Genomic DNA, 26619 nt, shown 5'->3' on the forward strand with positions numbered 1-26619 from the left:
CGCCTGCCAGTCACGACGCCTCGACCTGCGCGGACAAGTCCTCGGCCACCAGCTTCGCCCCCGCGTTCTGCCAGTTGTGCAGGGTCCGCTCGGGCACCTGGTTGACGAACCACGCCAGCGCCCGCCGCGCGTCCGGGTCGAGGTCCTCGCGCTTGGTGCGCCTGCTGTACGGCCGGATGCCGACCACGTAGTAGAAGTACAGCGCGTTGTAGTGCCGCCATTCGTCGCTGGTGCCGAAATCGCCGTCGCGCGGTTTCAACCGGCGGATGCTCTCCAGCAACAACGACTTCAACTCCGCCGCGCGTTCCAGCGGCTGGTCCGACGCGCCCCGGGCGGCCAGTCGGGCGTCGATCACCGGCAATTCCGTCAACGGGCTCGCGACCAACTTCCCCAGGTCGCCGTAATGGCTCAACGCGCGCCTGGTCAGCTTCACGAACTCCGCCGGGTCCAGCGGCGCGCGCCGGGGCAGCGCCTCCACCGCGTCACGCAGCTCCGCCCGTGACGCGGCCACCTCCGGCACCGCGACCCGGTCCACCAGCAACGCCAGCGGGTTGGCCAGCACCTGCACCGCGATCGCGGCGGCGACCGTGCCGTACAGCAGCGGCACCAGCCGGTCGTCGAGGAACAACGCCACCTGCCCGCCGAACACCGCCGCCAACCCGGCCGACGTGAGCAGCGAGCGCACCATGTCCGCCCGGATCGCCTCGCCCTCGTCGAACGCGTCCGTCACCGCCACGACCAAGCCGAGCACGAGCAGGTCGATCCCGGCCGACGCGATCACCAACGCCGAGGGCAGCACGTCCACCAGCAGCAACGCGCAGCTCAGCCCGAACAGCACCGTCGGCGCGCCCAGCAGCGCCCGCCGCACCCGCAGGCACAGCACCACCGCCGCGGCCAACGGGACCAGCACGACCACGGGCGCGAAGTAGGCCGCCACCAGCAGCGGCAGCGCGCTGTAGCGCCACCACCGGTCGTAGCGCACGGGCAGCCAGCACACCACCACCCCGGTCCACGCCACCGCGGGCACCGCCATCGCCATCGGCGGCACGGGCAGGACGATCACCAGGGCGTAGGCCAGCAACCCGATCGAAGCCCGCTGGAGCAGGGGCTTGCGGGGGTCGCGCACGAGCAGGTACAGCCCGAGCCACCAGGCGAGGCCGAACGTCACCACCGACACCGCGATCACCCGGAGATACTACGGTTGCCCGAGCTGGGACCATGTGATCCATGCCGCTCGAGCTGACGCTCCGCAAGGCCGCCGAAGAGGTCGAACGCGGTGACTTGGCCAGTGTGCTGAGGGCGCGACAACGGCTGGTCGGGCTGGTCACCAGCTACCCCGACCGGCTGGACCTGCGCGCGCGCCTCGCCGCGGTGTACCGGGTGCTCGGTGACGCGGCGCAGGCCGGGCGGTGGAGCTACCTGTGCGAGGTGCGCGACGAGGCCGAGGTGGCCGCGTTCGAACGCGCCTACCGCACGCCGCTGGCCCGGCTGGCGGCGATGAACTGGGTCAGCGGCGAGGCGGGCGCGCCGACCGAGACCGCCCGGCAGCGGCTGGTGGCCCTGCAGGAGGCGGCGAGCGACCAGTTGCGCGCCGAACTGCTGGTGGCCGACGACCGAGACTCGTCGTGGCGGGCGAACGTGTTCGTGCTCCTCGGGCTGGTGGTCGTGCTGCTGTGCTTCGTGGTGGGCGCGGTGACGCTCGTCATGTGGGTCTACAGGTGGTTCGCCGGGTGAGCGCATGCTGGGTGCATGACCCCCGACGTCGCCGCCGCCGCTGACCGCATCCGCCCGCACGCCCGCCGCACCCCCTTGTGGCGCACGGAGGTCGACGGCAGGCCGATCGCGTTCAAGCTGGAGCACCTCCAGCTCACCGGCTCGTTCAAGCTGCGCGGCGCGGTGAACACCCTGGTCGCCGCCGGTTCACCGGGTCGAGTGGTCACGGCGTCCGGCGGGAACCACGGCCTGGGCGTGGCCAAGGCCGCGCAGTTGCTCGGGCTGCACGCCACGGTGTTCGTGCCGGTGAGCGCGCCCGAGGGCAAGGTGCGGCGGATCGAGGCGGCGGGCGCGAAGCTGATCCGGCACGGCGACACCTACGCCGAGGCGGTGCTGGCGGCCCGCGAGACGCCCGGGTTCTACGTCGAGGCGTACGACGACCCGACCGTCGTCGCAGGTCAGGGCACGGTGGCGGCGGAGGTCGTGCAGGACGCGCCGGACGTGGACGTGATCGCGGTCGCGGTCGGTGGCGGTGGCCTGGCCGCGGGCACGGCGCTGGCGTCGGGTCGGCTCACGGTCGCCGTGGAGCCGGAGCGGTGCTGCGCCCTGCACCACGCGCTGGCGGCGGGCGAACCGGTCGACGCCGAGGTGGACTCGGTCGCCGCGTCGGCCTTGGGTGCCACGCGGGTGGGCGACGTGCCGTTCGGCATCCTCAGCACGCACCCGGTGACGTCGGTGCTGGTGTCGGACGCGGCGATCCTGGCCGCCCGCGACCGGCTGTGGGAGGAGTTCCGGCTGGCCGTGGAGCCGGCCGCGGCCGTCCCGTTCGCCGCGTGGCTCGACGGACGGGTGCCGGGCGAGCTGGCCTGCGTGGTCCTGTGCGGCGCGAACACCGACTGGACGCCGTAGTACGTCGCCGGACGTACGCCGAAGGGCCGCTCGGCGCCCGACGCCGTGACCCGGTCGGGTGACCACCATCAGCGGCATGACCGCGACTCGCTTCGCCTACCGGGTGGCCGCCGCGCTGGTGGCGTCGGGACTGCTCCACCTCCTGGTGTTCGCCGTGGACGGCGGGCCGTGGGAGGGGCCGGTGTCGTGGCGCAAGCCGGTCACGTTCGGCCTGTCGTTCGGCCTCGCGCTGGCCACCTACGCCTGGGTCGGCACGCGGCTGCGCCTGCGGCCCGGCTGGGTGTGGGTGTTCACCGCCGCCTCCGTGCTGGAGGTGGCGCTCATCACCCTGCAAGCGTGGCGGCACGTGCCGTCGCACTTCAACGAGGCGACGACGTTCGACACCCTGGTCACGCGAAGCCTGACCCTCGGCGGCGTCATGTTGGTCGTCTCGGTGCCGGCGCTGGCCACAGCCGCGTTCCGAGCCCGGCACCTCGCGCCGAGCATGGCGCTCGCGGTGCGAGTGGGCACGGCGACGCTGGTGGTGGCGCTGGCGTTCGGCGGCCTGATGATCGCCGAGCGGGGCGGCTCGTGGAAGCTCGCCCACGGCGTGGCCATGCACGGCGTCCTGCTGCTGCCGGCCCTGGCCTGGGCGTTGTCGTTCACGACCTGGTCCGAGCACCAGCGCACCCGGACCGTCGCCCTCGCCTCGACCGCCTACTGCGCCCTCATCGCCGCCGCCGCGGCCTACAACGCGCTCGTCTGACCGATCAGCGGCACTCGGTCACCCGCCCCAGCTCCGGCGACACGCGCGGCTGCGCCACGCCCCCTTGCGACACCCCCGCCTGCGACGGCACCTCGACCTCGACCGAGAGCGACGGGTCGAGCCGCTCCACCCGGTCCACCATGGCCTCCACCTGGGCGATCAGGTCGGCCCACTCTGGCCGGTGCAGGCGCTCCCGGACCACCCAGCGCAGCGTGCGGACCTCCGCGCGCAGCCGTTCGAACTGCTCCGCGTCGAGACGTTGCGCGGACGGGTGGTCGAGCTTGCTCGAAAGCACCCTCACCCGGGTCCCGATGTCCACCAGCGACCTCCGGCGTCGTGCGTTGTCATACGGCACGCACGCAGTGTCGCAGGCGACACCGACAAAACACCAAGCCGGACGTCAACGAGTCGTGCTGATCGTGGCGCTGGCGAGCACCAAGTCGCCCGCCGCCGCGTCCTCCCGGTACACCGCGACCGCCTGACCAGGGGCGACGCCGCTCAACGGCTCGCGCAGGCGCACGAGCAGCTCACCGTCGACGACTTCGGCCACCGCAGGCGCCAACCCGCCGTGCGCGCGCACCTGCGCCACGCACTCCACCGGGCCGTCGAACGGCACCCGCGTCACGGGCCGCCGCGCGACGATCTCGGTGACCTTCAGCTTCTCCGCCGCGCCGACCCGCACGGTGCCGCTCACCGGCTCCAGCGACAGCACGTACCGCGGCCGGCCGTCGGGGGCGGGCGCGTCGATGCCCAGGCCCTTGCGCTGGCCCACGGTGAACTCGTGCACGCCCACGTGCCGCCCGAGCACCGCGCCGGTCTCGTCGTCCACCAGCACGCCGGGCTGCTCGCCGAGCTTGCGGGTGAGGAAGCCGCGGGTGTCGCCGTCGGGGATGAAGCAGATGTCGTGGCTGTCGGGTTTGTCGGCGACCTGGAGCCCGCGCTCGGCGGCCTCGGCCCTGACCTGCGCCTTGGTCGAGTCGCCCAGCGGGAACATCGCGTGGGCCAGCTGCTCGTGCGTCAACGACGCCAGCACGTAGGACTGGTCCTTGCCGTCGTCGGCCGAGCGGCGCAGCTCCGGCACACCGTCCACAGTGGACAGGCGGGCGTAGTGCCCGGTGCACACCGCGTCGAAGCCGAGCGCGATCGCCTTGTCCAGCAACGCCTCGAACTTGATCTTCTCGTTGCACCGCAGGCACGGGTTGGGCGTGCGGCCGGCCGCGTACTCGGCCACGAACTCGTCCACGACCTCCTCGGTGAACCGCTCCGCGAAGTCCCAGACGTAGAACGGGATGCCGAGCACGTCCGCCGCGCGCCGCGCGTCCCGGGCGTCCTCGACGGTGCAGCAGCCGCGCGCGCCGGTGCGCAGCGTGCCGGGCTTGGCCGACAGCGCCAGGTGCACGCCGGTCACCTCGTGGCCCGCCGCCACCGCCCGCGCCGCAGCCACGGCGGAATCCACCCCGCCGCTCATCGCCGCCAGCACCCGCATGCCCGTCACACCTCCGCCGTCGCCTGGCCCGCAAGCCGCTTCAACCCCGCGATGCCCGCCGTGCGGGCGCGGTCGACCACCGGTCCGATCACCTCGGCCAGCTCGCGCACCTCGGCCGCCGTGGACGTGTGGCCCAGGGAGAACCGCAGCGAGCCGCGGGCCAGCACCGGGTCCACGCCCATGGCCAGCAGCACGTGGCTGGGCTGCGCCACCCCCGCCGTGCAGGCCGAGCCGGTGGAGCACTCGACGCCCTTGGCGTCCAGCAGCATCAGCAGGCTGTCGCCCTCGCAGCCGGGGAACGTCAGGTGCGCGTTGCCGGGCAGCCGGTGCACCGGGTCGCCGTTGACCGCCACGTCCGGCACGACCCGCCGCACCGACGCGACCAGCTCGTCGCGCAGCGCGGCGACCTGCGCGGCCGTCTCCGCCTGGTGGTCCACCGCGTGCCGCACCGCCGCGGCCAGCGCGACGATCGACGGCACGTCCAGCGTGCCGGACCGCACCTCGCGCTCCTGACCGCCGCCGTGCAGCACGGGCGTCGTGGCCACGTCACGGCCCAGCAGCAGCACGCCGACGCCGTACGGCCCGCCGATCTTGTGCCCGGTGAGGGTCAGCGCCGACGCGCCGGACCCGGCGAAGTCGACCGGCACCGAGCCCACGGCCTGCACCGCGTCGGTGTGGAACGGCACCGACCGCTCGGCGGCCAGCGCGGCCAGCTCGCGCACCGGGTTGATCGTGCCGACCTCGTTGTTCGCCCACATCGCGGTGACCAGGGCGACGTCGTCGTCCAGCGCCTCGCGCAGCGCCTCGGGCCTGATCCGGCCGAGGCCGTCGGGGTCCAGCCAGGTGATCTCGGCGCCCTCGTGCTCGGCCAGCCACTGCACGGCGTCCAGCACGGCGTGGTGCTCGACCGACGAGGCCACCACGCGCCGGCGGCGGGACGTGCGGCGGGACCAGTAGACGCCCTTGACCGCGAGGTTGTCGCTCTCCGTGCCGCCGCTGGTGAAGATCACCTCGGAGGGTCGCGCGCCGAGGGCGTCCGCGATGTCCTCCCGCGCCTCCTCGACCAGCCGCCGGGCCCGCCGCCCCGAGGTGTGCAACGACGAGGCGTTGCCCGTGGTGGACAACGCCCGGGTCATCGCCTCGATCGCCTCGGGGAGCATGGGGGTCGTGGCGGCGTGGTCGAAGTAGGCCATCAGCTTCCCAGGGTAGCCGGGCGCAGCCGCCCGGCGAGCACCGCACCGAGCACCGCGACGCCCGCCATCAGCAGGTCGAACGGCACCACGGCGGCGGTCGGCGCGGCCGCCGAGGCGAACGTGGTGACCAGCACACCGCCCAGGCCGACCAGCAGCGCCGAGCCGAGCATGTCGCTGATCTGCAGGGCCGAGGAGTTGAACCCCCGGTCGACCTCGGACGACGCGCCCAGGGTGAGCACGCTCAAGCTCGACATCGCCAACCCCATCCCCGCTCCGGCGACCGCCCACAGGACCGGGGTGGCCCACGCCGGGCCCCACGACGGTGCGATGAGCGTCACCCCGGAAATACCCGCGGCATTCAGCACGAACCCCCAACGCACGAGCTTCTCGCGCGGGACGTCGGGCTTGCGCGACTGCCACCACGCCGCGCCGGACCAGCCCAACGCGCTCAGCGTGAGCGGGATGCCGGCGGCGATGGCCGAGTAGCCGTGCACGGAGGTCAGCGTCAGCGGGATGAACGCCTCGGCGGCGAAGAACGAGCCGGCCAGCAGCGCGCGGGCCAGGATCGTCACCGGCAGGCCGCGGCGCGCGGTGAGCGTGCCCTTGGGCAGCAGCACCCGCAGCGCGGGCGCCAGCACGGCCAGCCCGGCCACCCCGATCACCAGGTCGAGACCGCGGGGGTGCTGGGCGGCCCAACTCAGCGCCGCCACGCCGAAGCCGGCGCCGAGCGCGGCCAGCGGCAGGCCGCGCCGGGTGTTCCGGTCCGGGGTGTGCGGCGGGAGGTTGCGCAGCACGGGCACCAGCAGCAGCACGCCCAGCAGCACGAACGGCGCCAGCCCCAGGAACACCCACCGCCAGCTCAGCGTCTCCGTGAGCCACCCGGCCAGCGCCGGGCCGACCAGCGACGGCACCACCCACGCCGACGCGAGCAGGCCGAACACCGCGGGCCGGTCCCGTTCCGGGTAGACCAGGCCGATCAGCACGTAGACCGCGACCACCTGCGCGCCGCCGCCGATGCCCTGCAACACGCGGCCGAGCAGCAGCAGCGGCATGTCCTGCGCCACCCCGGCCACGATCAGGCCGACCAGGAACAACGCCGGCCCGACCAGCAACGACGGTCGCGGCCCGCGCAGGTCGCTGAGCCGTCCGGACAGCACGGTGGCGACCACGCTCGCGGCGAGGAACGCCAGGAACGGCCACGCGTACAGGTCGTTGCCGTCGAGGTCGGCGACCATGCGCGGCATCGCGGTGCTGACGCCCATGTTCTCGAAGGCGAGCAACGTGACGAGCAGGATGATCCCGACCGTCGGGCCCCGCCGTTCAGGTGTCCAGAGGTTGCTCTTGGCGGAGGTCTCGGTCGTCGTCGTCACGGGTCAATGGTTCAACCTCCACCGGGGAGGAGGTCAAGGTAATATGACGCAGTTCAGGACGGGCGTCCCGACTGTGGGGACGCCCGCGCGGCGGCACCTCCGACGGGTGAATCGCCGGGCGGCTCGTATTTTCCCGGGACAGCGGCTCCTCTCTCTCCGTGACATCGCCGCCATCAACCTCGGAGAGATCTCATGCGACGTCCGGTTGTGCTCGTCCTGCTCGTCTGCGCGCTCACCGCTTCCACCGGTCTGCCGGCCCTCGCGCAGCCCACCCGCGAGGTGGTCTCCACCCCTGGGGAACCGAGCGACCGCCTCGTCCCGTTGGCCGTGCTGGAGTACGTCGGCGGCACCGCCGTCGAGTTCGCCCGCGGCGCGGAGACCGGCGACCTCGTCCTGCATCAGCAGGGGGACGACGGCGTCAACGCGCCGGTGGTCCCGCCGCGAGCGACCACCTTCCTGGAGGCGTACCTGGCGATCACGCCGGCGCACCTGCCCGTGCCGTCCGCGCTGGTCGGCACCGATTCCGCGCCACCCGCTCTGGCCGAGCGGCGCGTGGTCGACACCCTGGTCACCGCGACCGACCTGCCCGCGCCGACGAGTGGCGCGGCCGTGCGCTCCGCCTGCTGGGCGAGCTTCTTCGACCAGCCGGTGTGGGCGGAGAGCTTCAAGGGCATGACGTCGGCGACCTACAAGTCCGACAACTACGGCGGCAGTTACCGCTACGCGGGCAGCGGCGTCGTGAACTGCACGCCGAAGACCGGACCGCTCGACCACTGGGCCAAGCACCGCCTGTACCGCAGCCTGACCCCGGGCGTGGACGGGATCAAGATCCTCGACCACGCGATCGCGCCCGGCAAGTGGTCCGTGGCAGTCGCCGGTGCGCCGACCCGCCGCTACTGGACCGTCCGCTACAGCGACGGCTGGAACTCCTCGCCCGACTCCGCCAGCCAGTACTACCGCGAGGGCACCTTCGCCGACAGCCACCCGTAACGGTGCCGCCGGGCTCCGGCCGGACGCGCGCGCCCGGCCGGAGCCTCAGTCGTCCAGGGCCGGCGCGGGGGCGTGCACCCGTTGCGAGAGCAGCTCGACCGAGGCGTACGCGACCCGTTCGGCCTCCTGCTGCACGAGTGCCGCCAGCTCGCGGCGCGTGGCCGCGCGGCCCGGCGCCACCTCGTCCAGCACGTGCACCTCCACCACGAGGCCGCGCGAGCGCAGCACCCGCCGCACCGAGTCGACCAACGTGTCCGACCCCACGAACGCGGGCCGGGTGGACGTCGCCGAACCCTGCGTGTACCGCAGCACCACCGGCCGCACGGGCACGCCGGCGTCCAGCGCGGCCTGGAACAGCGCCGGCCGGTAGCGCCCGGACGCCACGCCGCACCACGTCGTCCCCTCCGCGTGGATGCCGACCGCCGCGCCGTCCCGCAGCGCCGCCGCCAGCTCGGCCACCGTGCCCGGCAGCAGCGACAGCCGTTCCCGGTCGAGGTAGACCGTGCGGGCGGCCGTGATCAGCCTGCCCAGCACCGGCCAGTCGCGGATGTCGCGCTTGGCCACCATCCGGATCGGCTGCACCGCGTCGATCGCCAGCTCGTCGAGCCACGACACGTGGTTGGACACCACCAGCACGCCACGCCCCGGGTTGGCCTGGAACACCGGCCCGGCCACCCGCAGCCGCACGCCGAACGCGCCCAGCAGGGCCCGGAACCAGCGCCGCAGCAGCACCGAACGGACCTGCCCGCGCAGGCACAGCACGGCCAGGACCACGAGCACCCCGGACAGCATCACGGCCGACGCCGCCACCACCCGCCACGCCACCCGCAGCCCGCCGACGGACGGCGTCGAGTGGTCGACGCACCCGTCACCGCACGGCGACACGGGCATCCACGCGTGCTTGCTCACGCCGTCTCCCCCAGGAAGAACTTCAGGTACCGCTGGTCCACCCGGTCCATCCCGAGCAGCACGGGCAGGTCCGCCACGCCGAAGTCGGCGTCCAGCGCGGGCCGCCCGCACACCCACGCGCCCAGCCGCAGGTAGCCCTTCAGCAGCGGCGGCAGCACGGTCTTGGCCGGCCGCGGCACGGAGTCGACGTCCCACGGCGTCAACGGCGTCACGCGGTACTCGTCGGGCGCGTGGTGCTTGGCCAGCACCACGTCCCAGACGCCCGCCGCGTACCCGCCGCCGTCGTGCAGCGGCACGGACGCGCAGCCGATCAGCCACGAGTGGCCCGACAGCAGCATGTACCGGGCGATCCCGGCCCACACCAACGACACCACGGCACCGTTGCGGTGGTCGGGGTGCACGCACGACCGGCCGGTCTCCACCAGCGACGGCCGCAGCGCGTCGAGGGCGGACAGGTCGAACTCGCCGTCGGAGTACAGCCGGCCCGCCTCGGCGGCCCGCTCGGGCGGCAGCATCCGGTAGGTGCCGACGATGTCGCCGGTGCGGTCGTCACGCACGACGAGGTGGTCGCAGTACTGGTCGAAGTAGTCGACGTCGTGCCCCGGCACGGAGCTGTGCAGCACGGCGCCCATCTCGGCGGCGAACACCTGGTGCCGCAGCCGCTGCGCGGCCACGACCTCGTCGCTGTCGCGCGCGACCAACAGGGAGTAGCGCGGCGCGTCGGAAGCGGCGTCACCGGTGCTGACAAGCAGTTGCGGCTGCGTCATGGGTCTGGTCTACCGACCGGTTGGCGACCGGGAGCAGGTCGTTCCGGTGACGCCTCAGTGGCAGCTCGGTTAAGGCGCGGTGAGGCCGTGCACGGCACGGGGGCCGCCTCGCGCGTGGCGAGACGGCCCCCGTGGGCGAACCGGATGGTCAGCCCTTGCGCTTGGCGACCTCTTCGGTCAGCTGGGGCGCGACCGCGAACAGGTCGCCGACGACGCCGAAGTCGGCGATCTCGAAGATCGGGGCCTCGGGGTCCTTGTTGACCGCGACGATGGTCTTGGACGTCTGCATGCCCGCCCGGTGCTGGATCGCGCCGGAGATGCCCAGCGCGATGTACAGCTGCGGCGAGACCGTCTTGCCGGTCTGGCCGACCTGGAACTGGTGCGGGTAGTAGCCGGAGTCGACCGCGGCCCGGGAGGCGCCGACCGCCGCGCCGAGGCTGTCGGCCAGCTTCTCCACGACCTCGAAGCTCTCCGCGCTGCCCACGCCGCGACCACCGGACACGACGACCGAGGCCTCGGTCAGCTCGGGGCGGTCGCCGCCGACGATCGGCTCGCGGCCGGTCACCTTGGTGACCAGCGCCGGGTTCGCGGCGGGCAGCTCCACGGCCTGCTCGACCGCGTCCGCGGGCGACTCGGACGCCTCGATGCCGCCGGGGCGCACGGCGATGACCGGCACGCCCTTGGTGACCTTGGACTTCACCACGTACGCGCCACCGAAGACCGACTGCGTGGCGACGCCCTCGCCGTCGAGGTCGACGGCGTCGTAGAGCAGGCCGGAGCCCAGGCGCACGGCCAGCCGGCCCGCGACCTCCTTGCCCTCCAACGTCGCCGAGACCAGCACGGCGGCGGGCGACGCGGTGCCCGCGATCGTGGCGAGCGCGTCCACCTTCGGCGTGACCAGGTAGTTCGCGGCGTCCTCGGACTCCACCGCGTACACCTTCGTCGCGCCGTAGCGGCCCAGGGACTCCCTCACCTTGCCCGCGGTGCCGGGCGATCCGACCACCACCGCGGCCGGCTCGCCGAGACGGCGCGCGGCGGATAGAAGCTCATGGGTGACCTTCTTGACCTCGCCGTCGACGTGGTCGACGAGGACGAGTACCTCAGACATTGGATTCCTCGCCTTCAGATGAGCTTCTGGCCGACCAGGTACTCGGCGATCTTCGAACCGCCGTCACCCGAGTCCTCGACACGCTGACCGGCGCCGCGCGGCGGCTTGGGGGCCGACTCGAGCACCTGCGACCACGACGCGCCGAGGCCGACCTCGCCCGCGTCCAGCCCGAGGTCGGCGACCGTGAGGGTGCTGACCGGCTTCTTCTTGGCCGCCATGATGCCCTTGAACGACGGGTACCGCGGCTCGTTGATCTTCTCGTTGACGCTGACGACCGCGGGCAGGCTCGCTTCGAGGTGCGCGACGCCCTCGTCGGTCTCCCGCTCGGCCTTCACGGTGCCGCCCTCGACGGTGAGCTTGCGCACCTGCGTCACCTGCGGCAGGCCCAGCAGCTCGGCGAGCATCGCGGGCACCGCGCCCGCGCGGCCGTCGGTGGCCTCGTTGCCGGCGATGACGAGGTCGACGCCCTCGATCGTGCCGATGGCCTTGGCCAGCACCTTGGCGGTGGTGAGCGCGTCGGAACCGTGCAGGGCCTCGTCGGAGACGTGCACCGCCTTGTCCGCACCCATGGAGAGCGCCTTGCGGATCGCGTCGGTCGCGCGGTCGGGACCCATCGCGACGACGGTCACCTCGCCGCCGTGCGCCTCCTGGAGCAGCAGCGCCTCTTCCACGGCGCGCTCGTTGATCTCGTCGAGCACGGCGTCCGCGGACTCGCGGTCGAGGGTGTGGTCGGCGTCGGCGAGCTTGCGCTCGGACCAGGTGTCGGGCACCTGCTTGACCAGGACGACAATGTTCATGGGTCCTCTTCGACCTCCTGCGGACGGGCGGCGACGTGGGTGGGCGACGGTGGTTGCCCGCGGTCGCCGGATTGTTCGTGACCCTGCCATGTCATCGCCGCATTGGCATGGTGGTGTCGGCCACCCGCATGTTACCCACCGGTAGCAGAGGTGCAAACGGCAGCAAGCACCGGCCGCGGGTGATGATGCTCACTGGCGCGTTTCAGGCCATTCGGACAATGTCGCCTCTCCGCACGACGGCGTTACAGACCCTCCCCCAACTGGGCTAGGTTCGACCGCATGCCACGGCGAGTAGCGATTGTCACGGACTCCACCGCCTGCCTGCCGCCGCAGTTGACCGAGAAGCTCGGCGTGACCGTCGCGCAGATCCAGGTGCGCATCGGGGAGTGGGTCGACGACGAGGTCCGCGTGCCCGTGCCCAAGCTCGTGGACGCGCTGCGCGGGCAGCTTGACGTGACCACCGCGCCACCGGACCCCGGCGCGTTCTTCTGGACCTACGCCGACGCGGCGGCCGCCGGCGCGGAGGCGATCGTGTCGCTGCACGTGTCGACCGGGCTGTCGCAGACCGTGGAAACGGCCCGGCAGGCCGCCGCGCAGGTCCCGGTCCCGGTGCACGTGGTCGACACGCGGACGTGCGGCATGAGCCTGGGCTACGCGGTCGTGGCCGCCGCCACCGTGGCCGCCGCGGGCGGTGACGTCGAGCGCGTGGTGTCGGCCGCGCAGCGCACCGTCCGGCGCAGCAGCGAACTGCTCTACGTCGACACGTTGGAGTACCTCCAGCGCGGCGGGCGGATCGGCCGGGCCGCCGCCCTGCTCGGCTCGGCGCTGTCGATGAAGCCGCTGCTGACCGTCACCGACGGGCGGATCGCGCCGCTGGACAAGGTGCTCGGGGCGGAACGGGCGATGCGCAAGCTGGTCGACATCGCGGTCAAGCGGGCGGGCGACGAGCCGGTGGACATCGCGGTCGAGCACTTCGACGCGGCCGACCGCGCCGGGAACGTGCTCGAACAACTGCGGGCCAAACTGCCCAACGTGCGGCGATTCCTGGTGACCCAGGTCAGCTCGGCGATCGGCGCGCACGTCGGCCCGGGCGCGCTGGGCGTGACCGTTTCGCCGGTTTAGGAACTCCTTGCCAGGTTTGAGCGTTGGCCTGGCAGGGAAGGAGATAGGCATGGCAAAACTGTTCAGCAAGCTCGCCGCGTTCGCCCGCAGTCCGCAGGGCCGTCGGGTCACCGAGCAGGTCAAGCAGGCTGCCCGGGATCCCCGCAACAAGGCCAAGGCTCAGCAACTGATGCGCAAGTTCCGCAAGCGCTGACGGTCGCCGACGTTCAGCGGCCCGCTACCGGTTGGACTCCCGGCGGGCCGCTTCGAACGTGCGCGGGGTCGGGACGGCTCCCGGCTTCGGTGGCGCCTGTTGCGCCGCCACTTGGATGGCCATGGGGTCGGCGGGTTCGGCGACCGGCTTCGCGGTGCCGCTCGGCACGACGGGTTCGGCGGTCGGTTCGGCCGTGCCCCCCGACATGACGGGGTCGGCGGTCGGTTCGGCCGTGCTCCCCGGCATGGCGGGGTCGGTGGTCGGTTCGGCCGTGTTCCCAGGCACGACGCGTTCGTTCGCCGGCTCCGTGGTGTCGTCCGGCGCAACGGTTCCCGGTGCCTCGCCGCCCGGATATGCGCCGGAAGTGGCCGTGTCGGCGCGTTCCGCGCCCTCCCCGGGCGGTTCATCGTCCGCGACCGGCGGCGTGACGAGGGTCGGGGTGGGGCGCACCACGTGCATCCGGCGCACCGCGTCCTGGCGCACGGGCAGTTCCGCCGCCGGCTTCGGGTCCGGCACCAGGACCAGCTTCGGCCGGGCCGGGCGGGGTGCGGGCAGCGCGGTCGGGACGCCCATCACCGGGTTGCGGTGGATCGGCTTGGTCGCGTAGTCCTCCGGCGGGAACCGGAGCTCGAACCGCGGCGGTGGCGGTGCGGGCGCGGGTTCAGGTGTCGGTTCGGGCGGTGAGTCCCGGCGGAGCATGACCGCTGTCAGCACGCAGCCCGCCGCGAACGACAAGGCGCACAACCCGAACACGACCGCGACCCCGGACATCACCCGTCCTCACTCGACCGGCGCGCCGCCGAGAGCCGGCTCGCCGTGCCCCATCGGGAACTCCCGCTCCGGCGCGACCGTCGGCCGCACCGGGGCCTTCGTCGGGCGCGTGACCGCCGGCGCACCGCTCGCCTCGCCGCCGTGCGCCGCGCAGCCCGACACCACCACCGCCGCCACACCGACCACCACCGACAGCACGGGCCGCAGGCGCATCAGGCACGCACCCGCCGGTCGTCGTCGTCGGCCCGCTCGGCGGGCACGGTTCCGGTGGGCACGGGTTCGGCGGCCACGGGTTCGGCGGCCACCGGCTCGGCGCTCGCCTGCTCGACGGTCGTCTGCTCGGGGATCAGGCCGGGCACGTGGTCGGCCGCCGAGTCCAGCGCGACCCGGGCGGACGCGAGCTGGGCGGCCACGGTGTGCCGCAGCTCGCGCAGCTCGTCGGCCTCCTGCTGGATCTCGCCGATGCGCCGGTTCGCCTCGCGGGCGGCGAGCTTGATCAGGAACGCGGCCCGCGCCTTCGACAGCTCCTCCTGCTCGGCGAAGTGCTGCTCGGTCTCGTGCCGCCGCCGGTTCATGGTCAGCTCGAAGAAGTTCTGCGCCTTGGTGCGCCGGGCGTCCGACTCGGCCTCCAGCTGCGCGCACCGCTCGGCGGCCTCGCGCAGGATCCGGTCCGCCTCCCGTTCGGCACTCGCCACGGCGGCGGCGCACTCGGCATCGACCTGGTCGGCCCTGTCCCGCAGGTGCGCCTCGACCTCGGCCCGCCTGCGCTCCAGGTCGACCTCGCGCTGGTCCAGCGCGGCGGCGCGCTCGTTGGCCGCCTCACGCTGGTCGCGCGCGTGCGCGTCGAGCTCCGCCCGTTGCGCGGCCAGCTCCTCCTCGACCTGGCGACGCCGCTCGGCCAGCTCCACCTCGGTGCGCTCGCGCAACGCCGTGACCTCGCGCTCGGCGCGCAGCCGCAGCTCGTTCGCCTCGTCCTCGGCGAGCGTCAGCATCCGGTGCAGCCGCTCGGACGCCCCTGCGGTGGTGTTGGGCGACATCTCCAGCCGCTCGACGCGGGCGCGGGCGTCGTCCAGGTCCTGCCTGGTCATCTCCAGCAGCTTGCGCAGGTCGGCCGCCTGGGCCAGCGCCTCGGCGCGGTCGATCGACAGGTACTTGAGCTGCTCGTCGAGGTTCTCCAGGTGCTCGATCACCTGACGGCGGTGGAACCCCCGGTAGACGACGTCGAAACCCGCGTGCAGCGGAACAATCTCCGGCTCTTTCGCACCCATGGCGGCCCCGCTCGTTCGAAGATTGGCCGAGGTGCCGAGCGTAAGGCACCAAACCGGCTCGTGACCACCCACGACTACCCTGCCACAACGACTTCGATGCATTGTCCTGGCAGGGCAAACACCATCAGGGAAGATCCACGCAGGATAGGTGTGAGTCACCCGATGGTGTTGATTTTTCGAACCCTGTCGCGCTATCCAGAATGCGCAGCGCACAAAATATCCACCCCTGTGGGGCGACACATTCACACGAAACAGTGAGGGCTTGACGGACGGTCGCTGCCTACCCACGAGTAACGGACAACTAGGCTGGCCGGGTGACCGTCGAGCCGCTGCCCCTCACCGGTGAGCGCACCGTGCCCGGGATCCCCGAGGAGAACTACTGGTTCAGGCGCCACGAAGCGGCGTACTCCGACCTGGTCCGGCACTGCGTCGGCGCGGTCGTGCTGGAGGCGGGTTGCGGCGAGGGCTACGGCGCGGCGCTCATCGCCCGGCACGCCGAACGGGTCGTCGCGCTGGACTACGACCAGGCCACCGCCGCGCACGCGAGCCGCGCGTACCCCGGGCTGGCCGTGGTGCGGGGCAACCTCGCGTCCCTGCCGCTGGGCGGCGCCACCGTGGACGTGGTGGCGAACCTCCAGGTCATCGAGCACCTGTGGGACCAGGAGGGCTTCCTGGCCGAGTGCGCGCGGGTGCTGCGGCCGGGTGGGCGGCTGCTGGTCACCACGCCGAACCGGATCACCTTCTCCCCCGGCCGCGACACCCCGCTCAACCCGTTCCACACCCGTGAGCTCGCGCCGGCCGAGCTGCACGAGCTGCTGGTCGGCGCCGGCCTGCGGGTCGAGCTGCTGGCCGGCCTGCGGCACGGTCCGGCGCTGCGCGCGCTGGACGAGCGGTTCGGCGGGTCGATCATCGACGCGCAGGTGGCCGTGGTCGTGGGCGGCGGCCAGTGGCCCGACGACCTGCTGGCCGCCGTGGCGTCGGTGCGCAGCGAGGACTTCGAGATCACCACCGACGACCTGGACGCGAGCCTGGACCTGGTGGCCGTGGCGGTGCGCCCGTGACGCACGAGGGGACGTTCTGCCTGGTCCTGCACAGCCACCTGCCGTGGCTGGCGCACCACGGGGCCTGGCCGGTCGGCGAGGAGTGGCTGTACCAGGCGTGGGCGCACTCGTACCTGCCCGTGGTGGACCTGCTGGAGCGGTTCGCCGCCGAGGGGCGCGAGGACGTGCTGACCCTCGGCGTCACGCCGGTCCTGGCCGCCCAGCTCGACGACCCGTACAGCCTGCGCGGCCTGCACGACTGGCTGGGCAACTGGCAGTTGCGCGCGCACAGCGCCTCGTTCCGGCTGCCCGACCTGGCCGCCCGCGAGCACCGCGCGTCGGCGTGGGCGTTGGACCGCTTCGAGACGCGGTGGCGGCACGGCTTCTCGCCGGTGCTGCGGCCCCTCGTGGACTCGCGGACCGTGGAGCTGCTGGGCGGACCGGCCGCGCACCCGTTCCAGCCGTTGCTCGACCCGCGGCTGCGGGCGTTCTCGTTGCGCACCGGGCTGGCCGACACCGCGTCGCGGATCGGCTCGACGCCCGCGGGCATCTGGGCCCCGGAGTGCGCGTACGCGCCCGGCATGGAGCACGACTACGCGCGGGCCGGCGTGCGGCGGTTCCTGGTGGACGGGCCGTCGCTGCGCGGCGACACCGCCGCGGGCAGGCCGGTCGGCACGTCGGACGTGGTGGCGTTCGGGCGCGACCTGGAGGTGTCCTACCGGGTGTGGTCGCCCAAGGTCGGCTACCCCGGCGACCCGGCGTACCGGGACTTCCACACCTACGACCACCCCAGCGGGCTCAAGCCCTCACGGGTCACCGGCAAGAAGGTCGAGCCCGCCGACAAGCGGCCGTACGACCCGGACCTCGCGGCCGAGGCGGTCCGGCGGCACGCGGCGGACTTCGTGGACACGGTGGTGCGGCGGCTGCGGGCGTTGAAGGAGCAGCACGGCAAGCCGTCCCTGGTGGTCGCCGCGTACGACACCGAGCTGTACGGGCACTGGTGGCACGAGGGCCCGGCGTGGCTGGAAGCGGTGCTGCGGCAGTTGCCGCGGGCGGGGGTCCGGGTCACGACGTTGCGCGGCGCGGTCGAGGCCGGGCACGTGGGCGCGCCGGTCGACGTGCCGCCGTCGTCGTGGGGCTCGGGCAAGGACTGGTCGGTGTGGAACGGGCCGCAGGTGAGCGACATCGTGCAGGGCAACGCCGAGGTGCAGCGGGAGCTGCTCGCGCTGGAGGTGCCCGGCGCGGTGCGCGACCCGGTCGCCGACCAGGCCGTGCGGGAGGCGTTGCTGGCGCTGTCCAGCGACTGGGCGTTCATGGTCACCAAGGACTCGGCCGCCGACTACGCCCGGTACCGCGCCAAGGTGCACGCGGAGCGGTTCCGGGAGCTCGTCGCGCTGCGGCGGGCCGGGCGCGGGCACGACCGGGCGGCCGAACTGCGCCTGGTCGACGGTCCGTTCGGCCGCCTCGACGCGCGAGGGCTGGCTAGTTGACGCCGCCGCCGGAGAAGTCGCTGCCGTGCTCCCGGCGCGTGATGCCCGCCGAACCGGGGTTGTCGGTGCGGGCCCGCACCACCGGGTCCGCCTTCGAGCGCCCCGTGGTGTCGGCCGGTCGTTCGAGGCCGGCGCGCTTCGCGCGGGCCCTCCGGTCCACCGCGAAGCCGACCGCCAACGCCACGACGCAGAACAGCACCGCCCAGGCCCAAGGCTGCATGACCGTACCCCCACTTCCCCCTGTCGAGCCCAGGGTAGCGGTCCCGAGATGCGAGGATGGCCCATGCGCGTGCTGATGTTGTCCTGGGAGTACCCGCCGGTCGTCGTCGGCGGGTTGGGCCGGCACGTGCACGCGCTCGCCGGTCACCTGGCGGCCCAGGGCCACGACGTGGTCGTGCTGTGCCGGCAGCCGGCCGGGACGGACGCGGTCACGCACCCCACCACGGACACCATGACCGAGGGTGTGCGGCTGATCCGCGTGGCCGAGGACCCGCCGCACCTGGTGTTCGAGCGTGACCTGGTGGCGTGGACGCTGGCCATGGGTCACGCGATGGCGCGGGCCGGGTCGGCGTTGCTGCGGGACTGGCGGCCCGACGTCGTGCACGCGCACGACTGGCTGGTGACGCACCCCGCGATCGCGCTCGCGCAGGAGTGCGGGGCGCCGCTGGTGGCGACCGTGCACGCGACCGAGGCCGGGCGGCACAGCGGGTGGCTGTCGCAGACGTTGAACCAGCAGGTGCACTCGGTCGAGTGGTGGCTGGCGAACCGGGCCGACGCGCTGATCACGTGCTCGTCGGCGATGCGGCGCGAGGTGGCGCACCTGTTCGAGGTCGACCCGTCGTCGGTGACGGTGCTGCACAACGGCATCGAGCCGCGCCGGTGGCGGGTCCGCTCGTCCGACGTGGCCGCCGCGCGTGCCGCGCACAGCCCGTCCGGTGCGCCGTTGCTGCTGTTCTTCGGGCGGTTGGAGTGGGAGAAGGGCGTGCAGGACCTGATCGCCGCCCTGCCCCGGATCCGACGTGCCCACCCCGGCACGCGGCTCGTCGTGGCCGGCACGGGAACGCACCGGGACTGGCTGGTGGACCAGGCGCGCAAGCACAAGGTGCGCCGGGCGGTCGACTTCGTGGGCCACCTGTCGGACCGCGCGCTGGCGGCGGTGCTGGCGGCGGCCGACGCGGTCGTGCTGCCGAGCCGTTACGAGCCGTTCGGCATCGTGGCGCTGGAGGCGGCGGCGGCCGGCACGCCGTTGGTCGCGTCCACCGCGGGCGGCTTGGGCGAGGTGGTCGTGGACGGCGTCACGGGCCTGTCCTTCGCCCCCGGCGACGTCGACGCCCTGGCCGGCGCGGTCCGTTCCGTCCTGGACGACCACCCCGCCGCCCAACGCCGGGCCCGTGCCGCGAAATCCCGCCTCGCCACCGACTTCGACTGGGCCAAGATCGCCGAGGACACGGCCGCCGTCTACCGCTCCACCACCGCCCGCGACCACCTGCCGCTGGGCCGTCCGAAGATCCCGACCGGCAACGCGTTCCTCTAGGCCACGCGCTGGAGCGCGGCGAGCGCCGACGAGGATGTCATCCTCCGGCGCGGTGCCCGCCCGGAACTTCTCCACCACTCCCGCGAAGTGCCGCGGCTGCACCCTGCCCAGAGCGAACTCGGCGAGGAAATAGATCCTGCTGTTGTCATCGATCCACTCGAGCAGGTGATCGCCGACCTCGTCCGCGAGCTGCGGATGCGAGTTCCCGGTCGCCGCGGTCGACCTGGTGGTGGCCGGCCTCAGAGGGTGAGCACCAGCTTGCCGGCGGTCCGGTTGGCCTCGCCCACCTCGTGCGCCTTGACGACGTCCTCCAGCGGGAACGTCTCGGCCACGACCGCCCGCAGCTCGCCGCGCTCCACCAGCCGGGCCAGGTGCTCCAGCGCGGCGTGGTCCGGCACCACGGACACGGTGGTGGCGCGCACGCCCAGCGGCTCGGCCTTGGCCCGCAGCTCGGGCAGCCTGCTCGGGTCGGTCAGGCCCACGTACACCCCGCCCGGCTCGAGCACCCGCATCGACCGCTCCTCGTAGTCGCCGCCGACCAGGTCGACCACCACGTCGACGGCGGCCAGCTCGCCGAAGTCCCGCGTCCGGTAGTCGACCAGCTCGTCGGCGCCCAGCTCGCGCAGCAGGTCGTGCTTGCCCGCGCTCGCGGTGCCGATCACCCACGCGCCCAGCGACTTCGCCACCTGCACCGCGAGGTGCCCGACACCGCCCGCGGCGGCGTGCACCAGCACCCGGTCGCCCGGCTTGACGTCGGCGGCCTCGGTGAGCACCTGCCACGCGGTGAGCGAGGCCAGCGGCAGGGCGGCGGCGTGCACGTGGTCGACGTTGGCGGGCTTGCGGGCGAAGTGGCGCGCGGGCGCGGCGACGTACTCGGCGTACGCGCCCGCCTGGCGGGGCAGGTGGGGCATCCCGAACACCTCGTCACCGACCTCGAACCGGTTCTCCCCCGGCGGCACGGACGCCACCACACCGGACACGTCCCAGCCGGGCACCCACGGGGTGGTGAACCAGAAGCCGTGCCGCCGCACCAGCCAGTCGAACGCGTTCACGCCCGCCGCGCGCACCTCGACCACGATCTCGTCGTGCGCCGGCTCGGGCCGGGCGACCTGGCGGACCCGCATGACCTCCGGCTCGCCGAAGGCTTCGACCACAACCGCTCGCATCTCGTTCGTCATGGTCGAAAGGATCATCCACAGTGGTACCTGTTGTGAAGAAGGCACCTCAACGGTATATAGGTACCTCGTGTATACCGTCACTGACCTGCGCGCCCACGGCGGCGCGGACGCCTACCTCCGCAGCTGCGCCTCACGGGCGGTGCTCGACCTGCTCGCCAACAAGTGGGTGTGCCTGGTCGTCGGCGCGCTGCGGCCGGGCACCATGCGCTTCGGCGAGCTGCGCCGCCGCCTCGACGGCATCACCCAGAAGATGCTCACCCAGACGTTGCGCGACCTGGAACGGGCCGGTCTCGTGCACCGCGCCGTCTACCCGAGCGTGCCGCCGCGCGTCGAGTACCGCCTCACGCCGCTGGGCGAGGACGTGGCCGGCCTGATGGACGCGATCAGGGCGTGGTCGGAGAACCACATCGAGGACATCCGCGCCGCGCAGGAGGAGTACGACCGCAAGGCGGGCGAGGAGCTGCACCCGGTCTAGGAGCCGTTGCGGGACTGCTCCAGGGCTTCCTGCGCCTTGCGGGCCATGTCGGCGACCGCGGCGCGGCGCTCGGCGTCGGCCTCGTAGTCCGCGCGGCGGTCCTTGACCACCCGCGCGGGCAGGCCGACGGCGATCTTGAAGTCCGGCACGTCGCCGCGCACCACGGCGTGCGCGCCGATCACGCACCCGCGCCCGATCCGCGTGCCGCGGGTCACGGTGACCTTCGTGCCCAGCCAGCAGTCCGGGCCGATCCGCACCGGCGACTTCACGATGCCCTGGTCCTTGATCGGCAGCGTGACGTCCGCCGTGACGTGGTCGAAGTCGCAGACGTACACCCAGTCCGCGATCAGCGTGGCCGCGCCGATCTCCACGTCCAGGTAGCAGTTCACCGTGTTGTCCTTGCCGAACACGGCCTTGTCGCCGATGCGCAACGAGCCCTCGTGGCAGCGGATCGCGTTGCCGTCCCCGATGTGGACCCAGCGGCCGATCTCCAGCCGGCCGTAACCGGGGCGGCAGTGCAGCTCCACGTTCTTGCCCAGGAACACCATCCCCCGCAGCACCACGTGCGGGTTCGCGAGCCGGAACTTCAGCAGCCGCCAGTACCGCACCAGGTACCAGGGCGTGTACGCGCGGTGCCGCAGGACCCAGCGCAGCGAGGCGAGGGTGAGGAACCTGACCTGTGCCGGGTCGCGGCGCGACCGACGCCACCTCGTCCAGACCGGGGCACCCCACATGCTCGTCACGCCCGGCACTCTAACCGGGCCCACCGGTGCTGCTCGGCGGACGGCGGGTGGTGTCACAGTGTGCACGTGACGACCCCACTGATCATCGACACCGACCCCGGCGTGGACGACGCGTTCGCCCTCGCCCTCGCCGCCGCCAGCCCCGAGGTGGAGTTGATCGGGGTGACCACGGTCTTCGGCAACGTCTCGCTGGAGAACACGACGCGCAACGCCCTGCGCCTGCTCACCCTGCTCGGCCGCGACGACGTGCCGGTCGGCGTCGGCGCGGCCCGGCCCCTGGTCCACCCCCACCCCCACCTGTCCAGCGCGCATGGCTCGGACGGGTTGTCCGGGTTCGCCCACACGCTGCCCGAACCGACCCGGGACGTGGACGGGCGTGACGCCGTCACCCTGCTGCGCGAGCTGCTGGAACAGGCCGACCGGCCCGTCACGATCGTGCCCATCGGCCCGCTCACCAACATCGCGCTGCTGCTCGCCGCCCACCCGCACCTCAAGCCGAAGATCGGCCGGCTCGTCGTCATGGGCGGCGGCGTGACCGGCGGCAACGTCACCGCCACGGCCGAGTTCAACGTCTGGAGCGACCCCGAAGCCGCCCGCCGCGTGCTGGTCGAGGAGGACGTGCCGACCACGCTGGTGCCGATGGACCTGACCCGTCGCTGCGCGGTCAGCGCCGAGTGGCTGGACGCGCTGGCCAAGACGTCCGAGGTCGCGAAGACCCTGGTCGGCCTCACCCCGGACTACCTGGCGACCTACCGCAAGTTCCTCGGCTGGGACGGCATGGCGGTGCACGACGCGGTCGCGGTGGCCGAGGCGGTCCGCCCGGGCATCCTCACCGCGACCGCGTTCCCGGTGGACGTCGACTGCGCGTTCGGCCCGAACCGGGGCGCGCTCGTGGTCGACCAACGGCTGGAGGTCGACGCGCCCAAGACCCTGGGCATCACCCTGGACGCCGACCTCGACGGCCTGCGCGCGTTCCTGTTCGACCGGCTAGGTGCGCTCGGCGTGCGCCAGTAGGTAGACCGGGCGGCGGCCGATGCGGGTCAGCGCCACGGTCGCCTCGGTGGAGCCCGAGAGCTTCAGCCTCGGCCGCAGCGCGTTCGGGTCCACGTCCAGGCCGCGCACGAGGATCTCCAGGCGGCCCACGTCGTGCGAACGCAGCACGGACCGCAGCGCCTTCTCGCTGTAGTGACCGTGCTCCACCACCCGGAACGCCCGCACGCCCGGCGGCGGTGTGGGGCCGGTCAGGTAGGCGATCCGCTCGTCGAGCTGCACGAGGCCGTGCCGGGCCGCGTAGTGCCGCACCAGCCCGGCCCGCACGACCGCGCCGTCCGGGTCGACCAGCCACTCGGCCGGCTCGCCGACGCCGCAGTCGTCCGGCTCGGCGGAGGTGATCGTCCACTCCGGACCGCCCGACCGCAGCACGGTCGCCCGGCGCGCCACACCGGGCGTGGCCAGGCCCCTGGTCCACAGGCACGCCTCGCGCACCTGGCCGTCCAGCGACACCACCTCGACCTCGTCCGCCCACGGCGCGACCGCGAAGTCCACGCCCGGCGCGCACTTCACGGCCAGGTCACGTGCCGCGTAGGCCGACGCCAGCTCGTCCAGCGGCGGCGCGAAGTCCGACGGACGCCACGTGCGCCGCCCGCTCGCGTCCCGCCGGGCCGGGTCGGCCAGCACCGCCGTGCCGCGTGACACCGGCCGCAACGCGTCCGCCCGCACCAACGGCACCGCGTCACCCAGGTTGTGCCGCGCCATCGCCAGCCGCACCGGGTCGAGGTCCGAGCCGACCGAGCCCTCCGGCAACGCCGCCAGGTCCGCGCCGATCGAACACGTCACGTCGTGCGCGGGCCCGGTGAACCGGCGCGCCCGGTGCGCCGCGACCGGGTGCGCGGTCGCCTGCTGCACCGCGTCCGAGGTGAACAGCCCGTCGGTGAACGAGACCTTGCCCGCCGCCTTGCGCCGCAACAGCAGCGTCTCCAGCACGGCCGCGAAGCGGGTCGGCGCGACCTGCTTGGCCCGGTTCACGTCGGCCAGCCGTGACGCGGGCGTCAACGGCAGGTCGGCCAGCGCCGACAACGCGGCGCACCCGGCGTCCGACCGCAGGTACACCACGTCGTCGAGGCTGAACTCGTAGGCCACTAGACCGGCTTGCGACCCGTCACGGAGACGTTGTAGAACACCTCGCGCGGCAGCACCTTGGCCAGCACGTTCTCGTCCACCCAGGACAGCCGCTGCCAGGTCCGGTAGGCGAACATCGCCCACCCGAAGCCCAGCTTCTCGCGCGGCACGGCGGCCTCGAACGTGCGCACCGGCCAGCCGAACAACGCCGCCGACAGCTCCTCGGTCACCGCGCGCACGTCGACCGCGCCCGCGCCCCGGGCCGTGCGCTCCAGGTCGGACGGGTCGAACGTGTGCAGGTCCACCACCGCCTCCAGCGCGGCGGCCCGGGAGGACTCGTCCAGCTCCTCCTGCGGCCTGCGCCAGTCGTTCAGCGGCGCGAGCTTGGTCACGTTCGTGGTCAGCCACCACGTCAGTTGGCCGAGCTTGCGGGCGTAGAAGTTGCCGACGTTGGTCGGGTCGCCCGCGAACACGAACTTGCCGCCCGGCTTGAGCACCCGCAGCACCTCGCGCATCGCGGCGGGCACGTCCGGGATGTGGTGCAGCACCGCGTGCCCCACGACCAGGTCGAACGTGTCGTCGTCGTACGGGATGCGCTCGGCGTCGGCCACCCGGCCGTCCACCGGCAGGTCCAACTGCTTGGCGTTGCGCAACGCCACCTCGACCATGCCCGGCGACAGGTCGGTCACCGAGCCGCGCTCGATCACGCCGCCCTGCATCAGGTTGAGCAGGAAGAACCCGGTGCCGCAGCCCAGCTCCAACGCGTGCCCGTGCGGCCCGACCTCACCCGCGACCGCCCGGAACCGGTCCTTGGCGTAGGTGATGCAGCGCTCGTCGTACGAGATCGACCACTTCTCGTCGTACGTGCCGGCTTCCCAGTCGTGGTAGAGCACGTTCGCGAGCTTGGGGTCGGCGTACGCCGCCTCGATCTCCTCGGCGGTGGCGTGCGGGTTGGGCTTGGGATCAACGGCCACTGAACTTCGCCTTCCCCGGGCCGTTCTCGATGAACGACGCCATGCCGGTCTTCTGGTCCTCGGTGGCGAACATCGCGGCGAACAGCTGGCTCTCCAGCTTCAGCCCGCTGCCCAGGTCGGTGTCCAGCCCGCCGTCGATCGCGGCCTTCGCGGCGGCGTAGGCGCGCACCGGGCCGTTCACGAACTGGCCTGCCCACCGCTTGGCCGCCTCGAACACGTCGTCCGGGGCCACGACCTCGTCCACCATGCCGATCCGCAACGCCTCCTCGGCGCCGACGAACCGGCCGGTGTAGATCAGGTCCTTGGCGCGCGACGGCCCGATCAGCCGCGGCAGGCGCTGCGTGCCGCCCATGCCGGGGATGACGCCGAGCAGGATCTCCGGCTGGCCGACCTTGGCGTTGTCGCCCGCGATCCGCCGGTCCGCGCACAGCGCCAGCTCGAACCCGCCACCCAGGGCGTAGCCGGTGATGGCGGCCACGGTCGGCTTGGGGATCTCCTCCACCGCGCGCAACGCCGAGGTGAACGCGCCCGCGCGGGCCGCCATCTCGGCGTAGGACAGCTCGGCCATCTCCTTGATGTCCGCGCCGGCCGCGAACACCTTCGGACCGCCGTACACGATCACCGAGTAGACGTCGGCCCGGTCGGCCGCCTCCAGCGCGGCGGACCGGATCTCCTCCTGGACCTGCCGGTTGAGCGCGTTCATCGGCGGGCGGTCCAGCCGGATGGTGCCGATCCCGTCCTCGACTTCGAGCCTCACGAACTCAGCCACGCGGTCCTCCTCGACCTCCGTCGGTGCGCCTCGCAGGTTACCCCTCGGTAGTTTTGCGCCGGGCGAAGTACCTGTCACCCGACCGCTGGAGCTCCAACGGCTGGTCGAACGTCTTCGACAGGTTCTCCTCGGTCAGCACGTCGTCCAGCAGGCCCTGCGCCACGATGCCGCCGTCACGCAGCAGCAGCGCGTGCGTGAAGCCGGGCGGGATCTCCTCCACGTGGTGCGTGACCAGCACCGTCGCCGGCGCGTCCGGGTCCAGCGCGAGCTCGGACAGCCGCGCCACCAGATCCTCCCGGCCACCCAGGTCCAGGCCCGCCGCGGGCTCGTCCAGCAGCAGCATCTCCGGGTCGGTCATCAACGCCCGCGAGATCAACGTGCGCTTGCGCTCACCCTCCGACAGCGTGCCGTAGGTGCGGTCGGCCAGGTGCTCGATGCCCATCGCGGCCAGCAGCTCCCGGGCGCGGGCGGTGTCGAGCTGGTCGTACTCCTCGCGCCACCGGCCCAGCACCGCGTACCCGGCGCTGACCACCAGGTCGACCACCTTCTCGTCGGGCGGGATCCGGCCGCTCAACGCCGCCGAGCACAGCCCGATGCGGGGCCGCAGCTCGAACACGTCGGTCTTGCCGATCCGCTCGCCGAGCAGGTGCACCTTGCCCCTGGTCGGGTGCAGCTCGGCGCTCGCCAGCCTGAGCAACGTGGTCTTGCCGGCCCCGTTCGGACCGAGCACGACCCAGCGCTCGTCCAGCTCCACGCTCCAGTCGACGTCCCCGACCAGCGTGGTCTTGCCACGTCGAACCGAAACACCCTGCATGTGGATGACCAGATCTTCGTTTTCCACGCCTGCCCTCGCCCCGTCGATGCATCGCCACCGCCATTGTTCTGCACCCGCTCCCGCGCGGGGTCCGGTGGGGGGAGGTAGGGACGGGAGCGGTGAACCTCACCGCGCTCATGCCC

At 73.0% G+C, this 26619-nt stretch carries 30 protein-coding genes; 11 read left to right on the plus strand and 19 right to left on the minus strand.

Annotated features, from left to right (window positions below):
• Positions 1 to 10 precede the first annotated feature (10 nt).
• Positions 11 to 1186, minus strand: a complete 1176-nt coding sequence (locus tag LZG04_RS38080) for a hypothetical protein (RefSeq protein ID WP_233826539.1) — start codon at positions 1184 to 1186, stop codon at positions 11 to 13.
• A 41-nt stretch (positions 1187 to 1227) separates the two neighbouring features.
• Between LZG04_RS38080 and LZG04_RS38085 the strand changes: the two genes are divergently transcribed.
• From LZG04_RS38085 to LZG04_RS38095, 3 genes are all read left to right on the plus strand, one after another.
• Entirely contained in the window at positions 1228 to 1734 is a 507-nt protein-coding gene (locus LZG04_RS38085; protein ID WP_233826541.1) for a DUF6584 family protein, read from the plus strand.
• A 15-nt stretch (positions 1735 to 1749) separates the two neighbouring features.
• On the plus strand, positions 1750 to 2622 hold the full coding sequence (locus LZG04_RS38090; RefSeq protein ID WP_233826543.1) for a serine/threonine dehydratase: 873 nt from the start codon (positions 1750 to 1752) through the stop codon (positions 2620 to 2622).
• Positions 2623 to 2698: 76 nt separating this feature from the next.
• Positions 2699 to 3367 carry a hypothetical protein gene (locus LZG04_RS38095; RefSeq protein WP_233826546.1) on the plus strand — a complete coding sequence of 223 codons (669 nt, stop codon included), beginning with the start codon at positions 2699 to 2701 and terminating at the stop codon, positions 3365 to 3367.
• Between the two features lie 4 nt (positions 3368 to 3371).
• Here the strand turns inward: LZG04_RS38095 and LZG04_RS38100 are convergent, their stop codons facing one another.
• The 4 genes from LZG04_RS38100 to LZG04_RS38115 form a co-directional block, all read right to left on the minus strand.
• Positions 3372 to 3668 carry a hypothetical protein gene (locus LZG04_RS38100; protein ID WP_233826548.1) on the minus strand — a complete coding sequence of 99 codons (297 nt, stop codon included), beginning with the start codon at positions 3666 to 3668 and terminating at the stop codon, positions 3372 to 3374.
• A gap of 99 nt (positions 3669 to 3767) precedes the next feature.
• On the minus strand, positions 3768 to 4853 hold the full coding sequence (gene mnmA, locus LZG04_RS38105; RefSeq protein ID WP_233826550.1) for a tRNA 2-thiouridine(34) synthase MnmA: 1086 nt from the start codon (positions 4851 to 4853) through the stop codon (positions 3768 to 3770).
• A gap of 5 nt (positions 4854 to 4858) precedes the next feature.
• Positions 4859 to 6046 carry a cysteine desulfurase family protein gene (locus tag LZG04_RS38110; RefSeq protein ID WP_233826552.1) on the minus strand — a complete coding sequence of 396 codons (1188 nt, stop codon included), beginning with the start codon at positions 6044 to 6046 and terminating at the stop codon, positions 4859 to 4861.
• Positions 6046 to 7416 (minus strand): MFS transporter, encoded by a 1371-nt coding sequence (locus LZG04_RS38115; RefSeq protein ID WP_233826554.1) that lies wholly within the window; start codon positions 7414 to 7416, stop codon positions 6046 to 6048. Before LZG04_RS38115 ends, LZG04_RS38110 begins: the two co-directional genes overlap by 1 nt.
• Before the next feature lie 192 nt (positions 7417 to 7608).
• On the opposite strand from LZG04_RS38115, the gene LZG04_RS38120 reads away from it, so the two are divergent.
• Positions 7609 to 8406, plus strand: coding sequence for a hypothetical protein (locus LZG04_RS38120; protein ID WP_233826556.1), 798 nt, complete (start codon positions 7609 to 7611; stop codon positions 8404 to 8406).
• 45 nt (positions 8407 to 8451) lie between these two features.
• Here LZG04_RS38120 and LZG04_RS38125 read toward each other — a convergent pair whose 3' ends face one another.
• The 4 genes from LZG04_RS38125 to LZG04_RS38140 all read right to left on the minus strand — a co-directional run bounded on the left by LZG04_RS38125 (position 8452) and on the right by LZG04_RS38140 (position 11987).
• Entirely contained in the window at positions 8452 to 9315 is an 864-nt protein-coding gene (locus tag LZG04_RS38125; protein WP_233826559.1) for a 1-acyl-sn-glycerol-3-phosphate acyltransferase, read from the minus strand.
• Positions 9312 to 10082, minus strand: a complete 771-nt coding sequence (locus LZG04_RS38130) for a GNAT family N-acetyltransferase (protein ID WP_233826561.1) — start codon at positions 10080 to 10082, stop codon at positions 9312 to 9314. Before LZG04_RS38130 ends, LZG04_RS38125 begins: the two co-directional genes overlap by 4 nt.
• A 148-nt stretch (positions 10083 to 10230) precedes the next feature.
• A complete protein-coding gene (locus LZG04_RS38135; protein WP_233826563.1) occupies positions 10231 to 11190 on the minus strand; it encodes an electron transfer flavoprotein subunit alpha/FixB family protein in 960 nt (319 codons plus the stop codon).
• Between the two features lie 14 nt (positions 11191 to 11204).
• Entirely contained in the window at positions 11205 to 11987 is a 783-nt protein-coding gene (locus LZG04_RS38140) for an electron transfer flavoprotein subunit beta/FixA family protein (RefSeq protein WP_233826565.1), read from the minus strand.
• Between the two features lie 279 nt (positions 11988 to 12266).
• Between LZG04_RS38140 and LZG04_RS38145 the strand changes: the two genes are divergently transcribed.
• Both LZG04_RS38145 and LZG04_RS38150 read left to right on the plus strand, forming a co-directional pair.
• Positions 12267 to 13109 carry a DegV family protein gene (locus LZG04_RS38145; RefSeq protein ID WP_233826567.1) on the plus strand — a complete coding sequence of 281 codons (843 nt, stop codon included), beginning with the start codon at positions 12267 to 12269 and terminating at the stop codon, positions 13107 to 13109.
• Between the two features lie 49 nt (positions 13110 to 13158).
• Positions 13159 to 13302 carry a hypothetical protein gene (locus LZG04_RS38150; RefSeq protein WP_233826569.1) on the plus strand — a complete coding sequence of 48 codons (144 nt, stop codon included), beginning with the start codon at positions 13159 to 13161 and terminating at the stop codon, positions 13300 to 13302.
• Between the two features lie 24 nt (positions 13303 to 13326).
• On the opposite strand, the gene LZG04_RS38155 is transcribed toward LZG04_RS38150, so the two are convergent.
• Genes LZG04_RS38155 through LZG04_RS38165 form a run of 3 tightly spaced genes read right to left on the minus strand, consistent with a single transcriptional unit; the run spans position 13327 to position 15341 of the window.
• Positions 13327 to 14073: a hypothetical protein gene (locus LZG04_RS38155; protein WP_233826571.1), complete on the minus strand. Its 747-nt coding sequence runs from the start codon at positions 14071 to 14073 to the stop codon at positions 13327 to 13329.
• 9 nt (positions 14074 to 14082) lie between these two features.
• Positions 14083 to 14286 (minus strand): hypothetical protein, encoded by a 204-nt coding sequence (locus LZG04_RS38160; RefSeq protein WP_233826573.1) that lies wholly within the window; start codon positions 14284 to 14286, stop codon positions 14083 to 14085.
• Complete coding sequence (locus LZG04_RS38165) at positions 14286 to 15341, minus strand: hypothetical protein (protein WP_233826574.1); 1056 nt, start codon at positions 15339 to 15341, stop codon at positions 14286 to 14288. Before LZG04_RS38165 ends, LZG04_RS38160 begins: the two co-directional genes overlap by 1 nt.
• Before the next feature lie 314 nt (positions 15342 to 15655).
• On the opposite strand from LZG04_RS38165, the gene LZG04_RS38170 reads away from it, so the two are divergent.
• Together LZG04_RS38170 and LZG04_RS38175 are read left to right on the plus strand one after the other, a co-directional pair.
• On the plus strand, positions 15656 to 16402 hold the full coding sequence (locus tag LZG04_RS38170; protein WP_233826576.1) for a bifunctional 2-polyprenyl-6-hydroxyphenol methylase/3-demethylubiquinol 3-O-methyltransferase UbiG: 747 nt from the start codon (positions 15656 to 15658) through the stop codon (positions 16400 to 16402).
• Positions 16399 to 17871, plus strand: a complete 1473-nt coding sequence (locus LZG04_RS38175) for a glycoside hydrolase family 57 protein (RefSeq protein ID WP_233826578.1) — start codon at positions 16399 to 16401, stop codon at positions 17869 to 17871. Before LZG04_RS38170 ends, LZG04_RS38175 begins: the two co-directional genes overlap by 4 nt.
• On the opposite strand, the gene LZG04_RS38180 is transcribed toward LZG04_RS38175, so the two are convergent.
• Positions 17864 to 18091 (minus strand): hypothetical protein, encoded by a 228-nt coding sequence (locus LZG04_RS38180; RefSeq protein ID WP_233826580.1) that lies wholly within the window; start codon positions 18089 to 18091, stop codon positions 17864 to 17866. The genes LZG04_RS38175 and LZG04_RS38180 overlap by 8 nt on opposite strands.
• A gap of 63 nt (positions 18092 to 18154) precedes the next feature.
• On the opposite strand from LZG04_RS38180, the gene LZG04_RS38185 reads away from it, so the two are divergent.
• Positions 18155 to 19405 carry a glycosyltransferase family 4 protein gene (locus LZG04_RS38185; RefSeq protein WP_233826582.1) on the plus strand — a complete coding sequence of 417 codons (1251 nt, stop codon included), beginning with the start codon at positions 18155 to 18157 and terminating at the stop codon, positions 19403 to 19405.
• Positions 19406 to 19644: 239 nt separating this feature from the next.
• On the opposite strand, the gene LZG04_RS38190 is transcribed toward LZG04_RS38185, so the two are convergent.
• Complete coding sequence (locus LZG04_RS38190) at positions 19645 to 20583, minus strand: NADP-dependent oxidoreductase (protein WP_233826584.1); 939 nt, start codon at positions 20581 to 20583, stop codon at positions 19645 to 19647.
• Positions 20584 to 20650: 67 nt separating this feature from the next.
• Between LZG04_RS38190 and LZG04_RS38195 the strand changes: the two genes are divergently transcribed.
• Positions 20651 to 21058, plus strand: a complete 408-nt coding sequence (locus LZG04_RS38195; RefSeq protein ID WP_233826586.1) for a helix-turn-helix domain-containing protein — start codon at positions 20651 to 20653, stop codon at positions 21056 to 21058.
• Here LZG04_RS38195 and LZG04_RS38200 read toward each other — a convergent pair.
• The gene (locus LZG04_RS38200; protein WP_233826588.1) at positions 21055 to 21801 is read right to left on the minus strand and encodes a DapH/DapD/GlmU-related protein; all 747 of its coding nucleotides are present in this window, start codon (positions 21799 to 21801) and stop codon (positions 21055 to 21057) included. The two genes, LZG04_RS38195 and LZG04_RS38200, sit on opposite strands and share 4 nt — an antisense overlap.
• Positions 21802 to 21867: 66 nt before the next feature.
• Between LZG04_RS38200 and LZG04_RS38205 the strand changes: the two genes are divergently transcribed.
• Positions 21868 to 22815 carry a nucleoside hydrolase gene (locus tag LZG04_RS38205; RefSeq protein WP_233826590.1) on the plus strand — a complete coding sequence of 316 codons (948 nt, stop codon included), beginning with the start codon at positions 21868 to 21870 and terminating at the stop codon, positions 22813 to 22815.
• Here LZG04_RS38205 and LZG04_RS38210 read toward each other — a convergent pair.
• From LZG04_RS38210 to LZG04_RS38225, 4 genes are read right to left on the minus strand one after another with little or no spacing between them, the layout of a single operon-like run.
• Positions 22789 to 23940 (minus strand): class I SAM-dependent methyltransferase, encoded by a 1152-nt coding sequence (locus LZG04_RS38210; protein WP_233826592.1) that lies wholly within the window; start codon positions 23938 to 23940, stop codon positions 22789 to 22791. The two genes, LZG04_RS38205 and LZG04_RS38210, sit on opposite strands and share 27 nt — an antisense overlap.
• Complete coding sequence (locus LZG04_RS38215; RefSeq protein WP_233826594.1) at positions 23940 to 24893, minus strand: class I SAM-dependent methyltransferase; 954 nt, start codon at positions 24891 to 24893, stop codon at positions 23940 to 23942. The genes LZG04_RS38210 and LZG04_RS38215 overlap by 1 nt, the downstream gene beginning before the upstream one ends.
• Positions 24883 to 25662: an enoyl-CoA hydratase/isomerase family protein gene (locus LZG04_RS38220; protein WP_233826596.1), complete on the minus strand. Its 780-nt coding sequence runs from the start codon at positions 25660 to 25662 to the stop codon at positions 24883 to 24885. The genes LZG04_RS38215 and LZG04_RS38220 overlap by 11 nt, the downstream gene beginning before the upstream one ends.
• A 37-nt stretch (positions 25663 to 25699) precedes the next feature.
• On the minus strand, positions 25700 to 26476 hold the full coding sequence (locus tag LZG04_RS38225; protein ID WP_233826688.1) for an ABC transporter ATP-binding protein: 777 nt from the start codon (positions 26474 to 26476) through the stop codon (positions 25700 to 25702).
• Between the last annotated feature and the right edge of the window lie 143 nt (positions 26477 to 26619).

The organism is Saccharothrix sp. S26 (assembly GCF_021390395.1).
Lineage (GTDB): Bacteria > Actinomycetota > Actinomycetes > Mycobacteriales > Pseudonocardiaceae > Actinosynnema.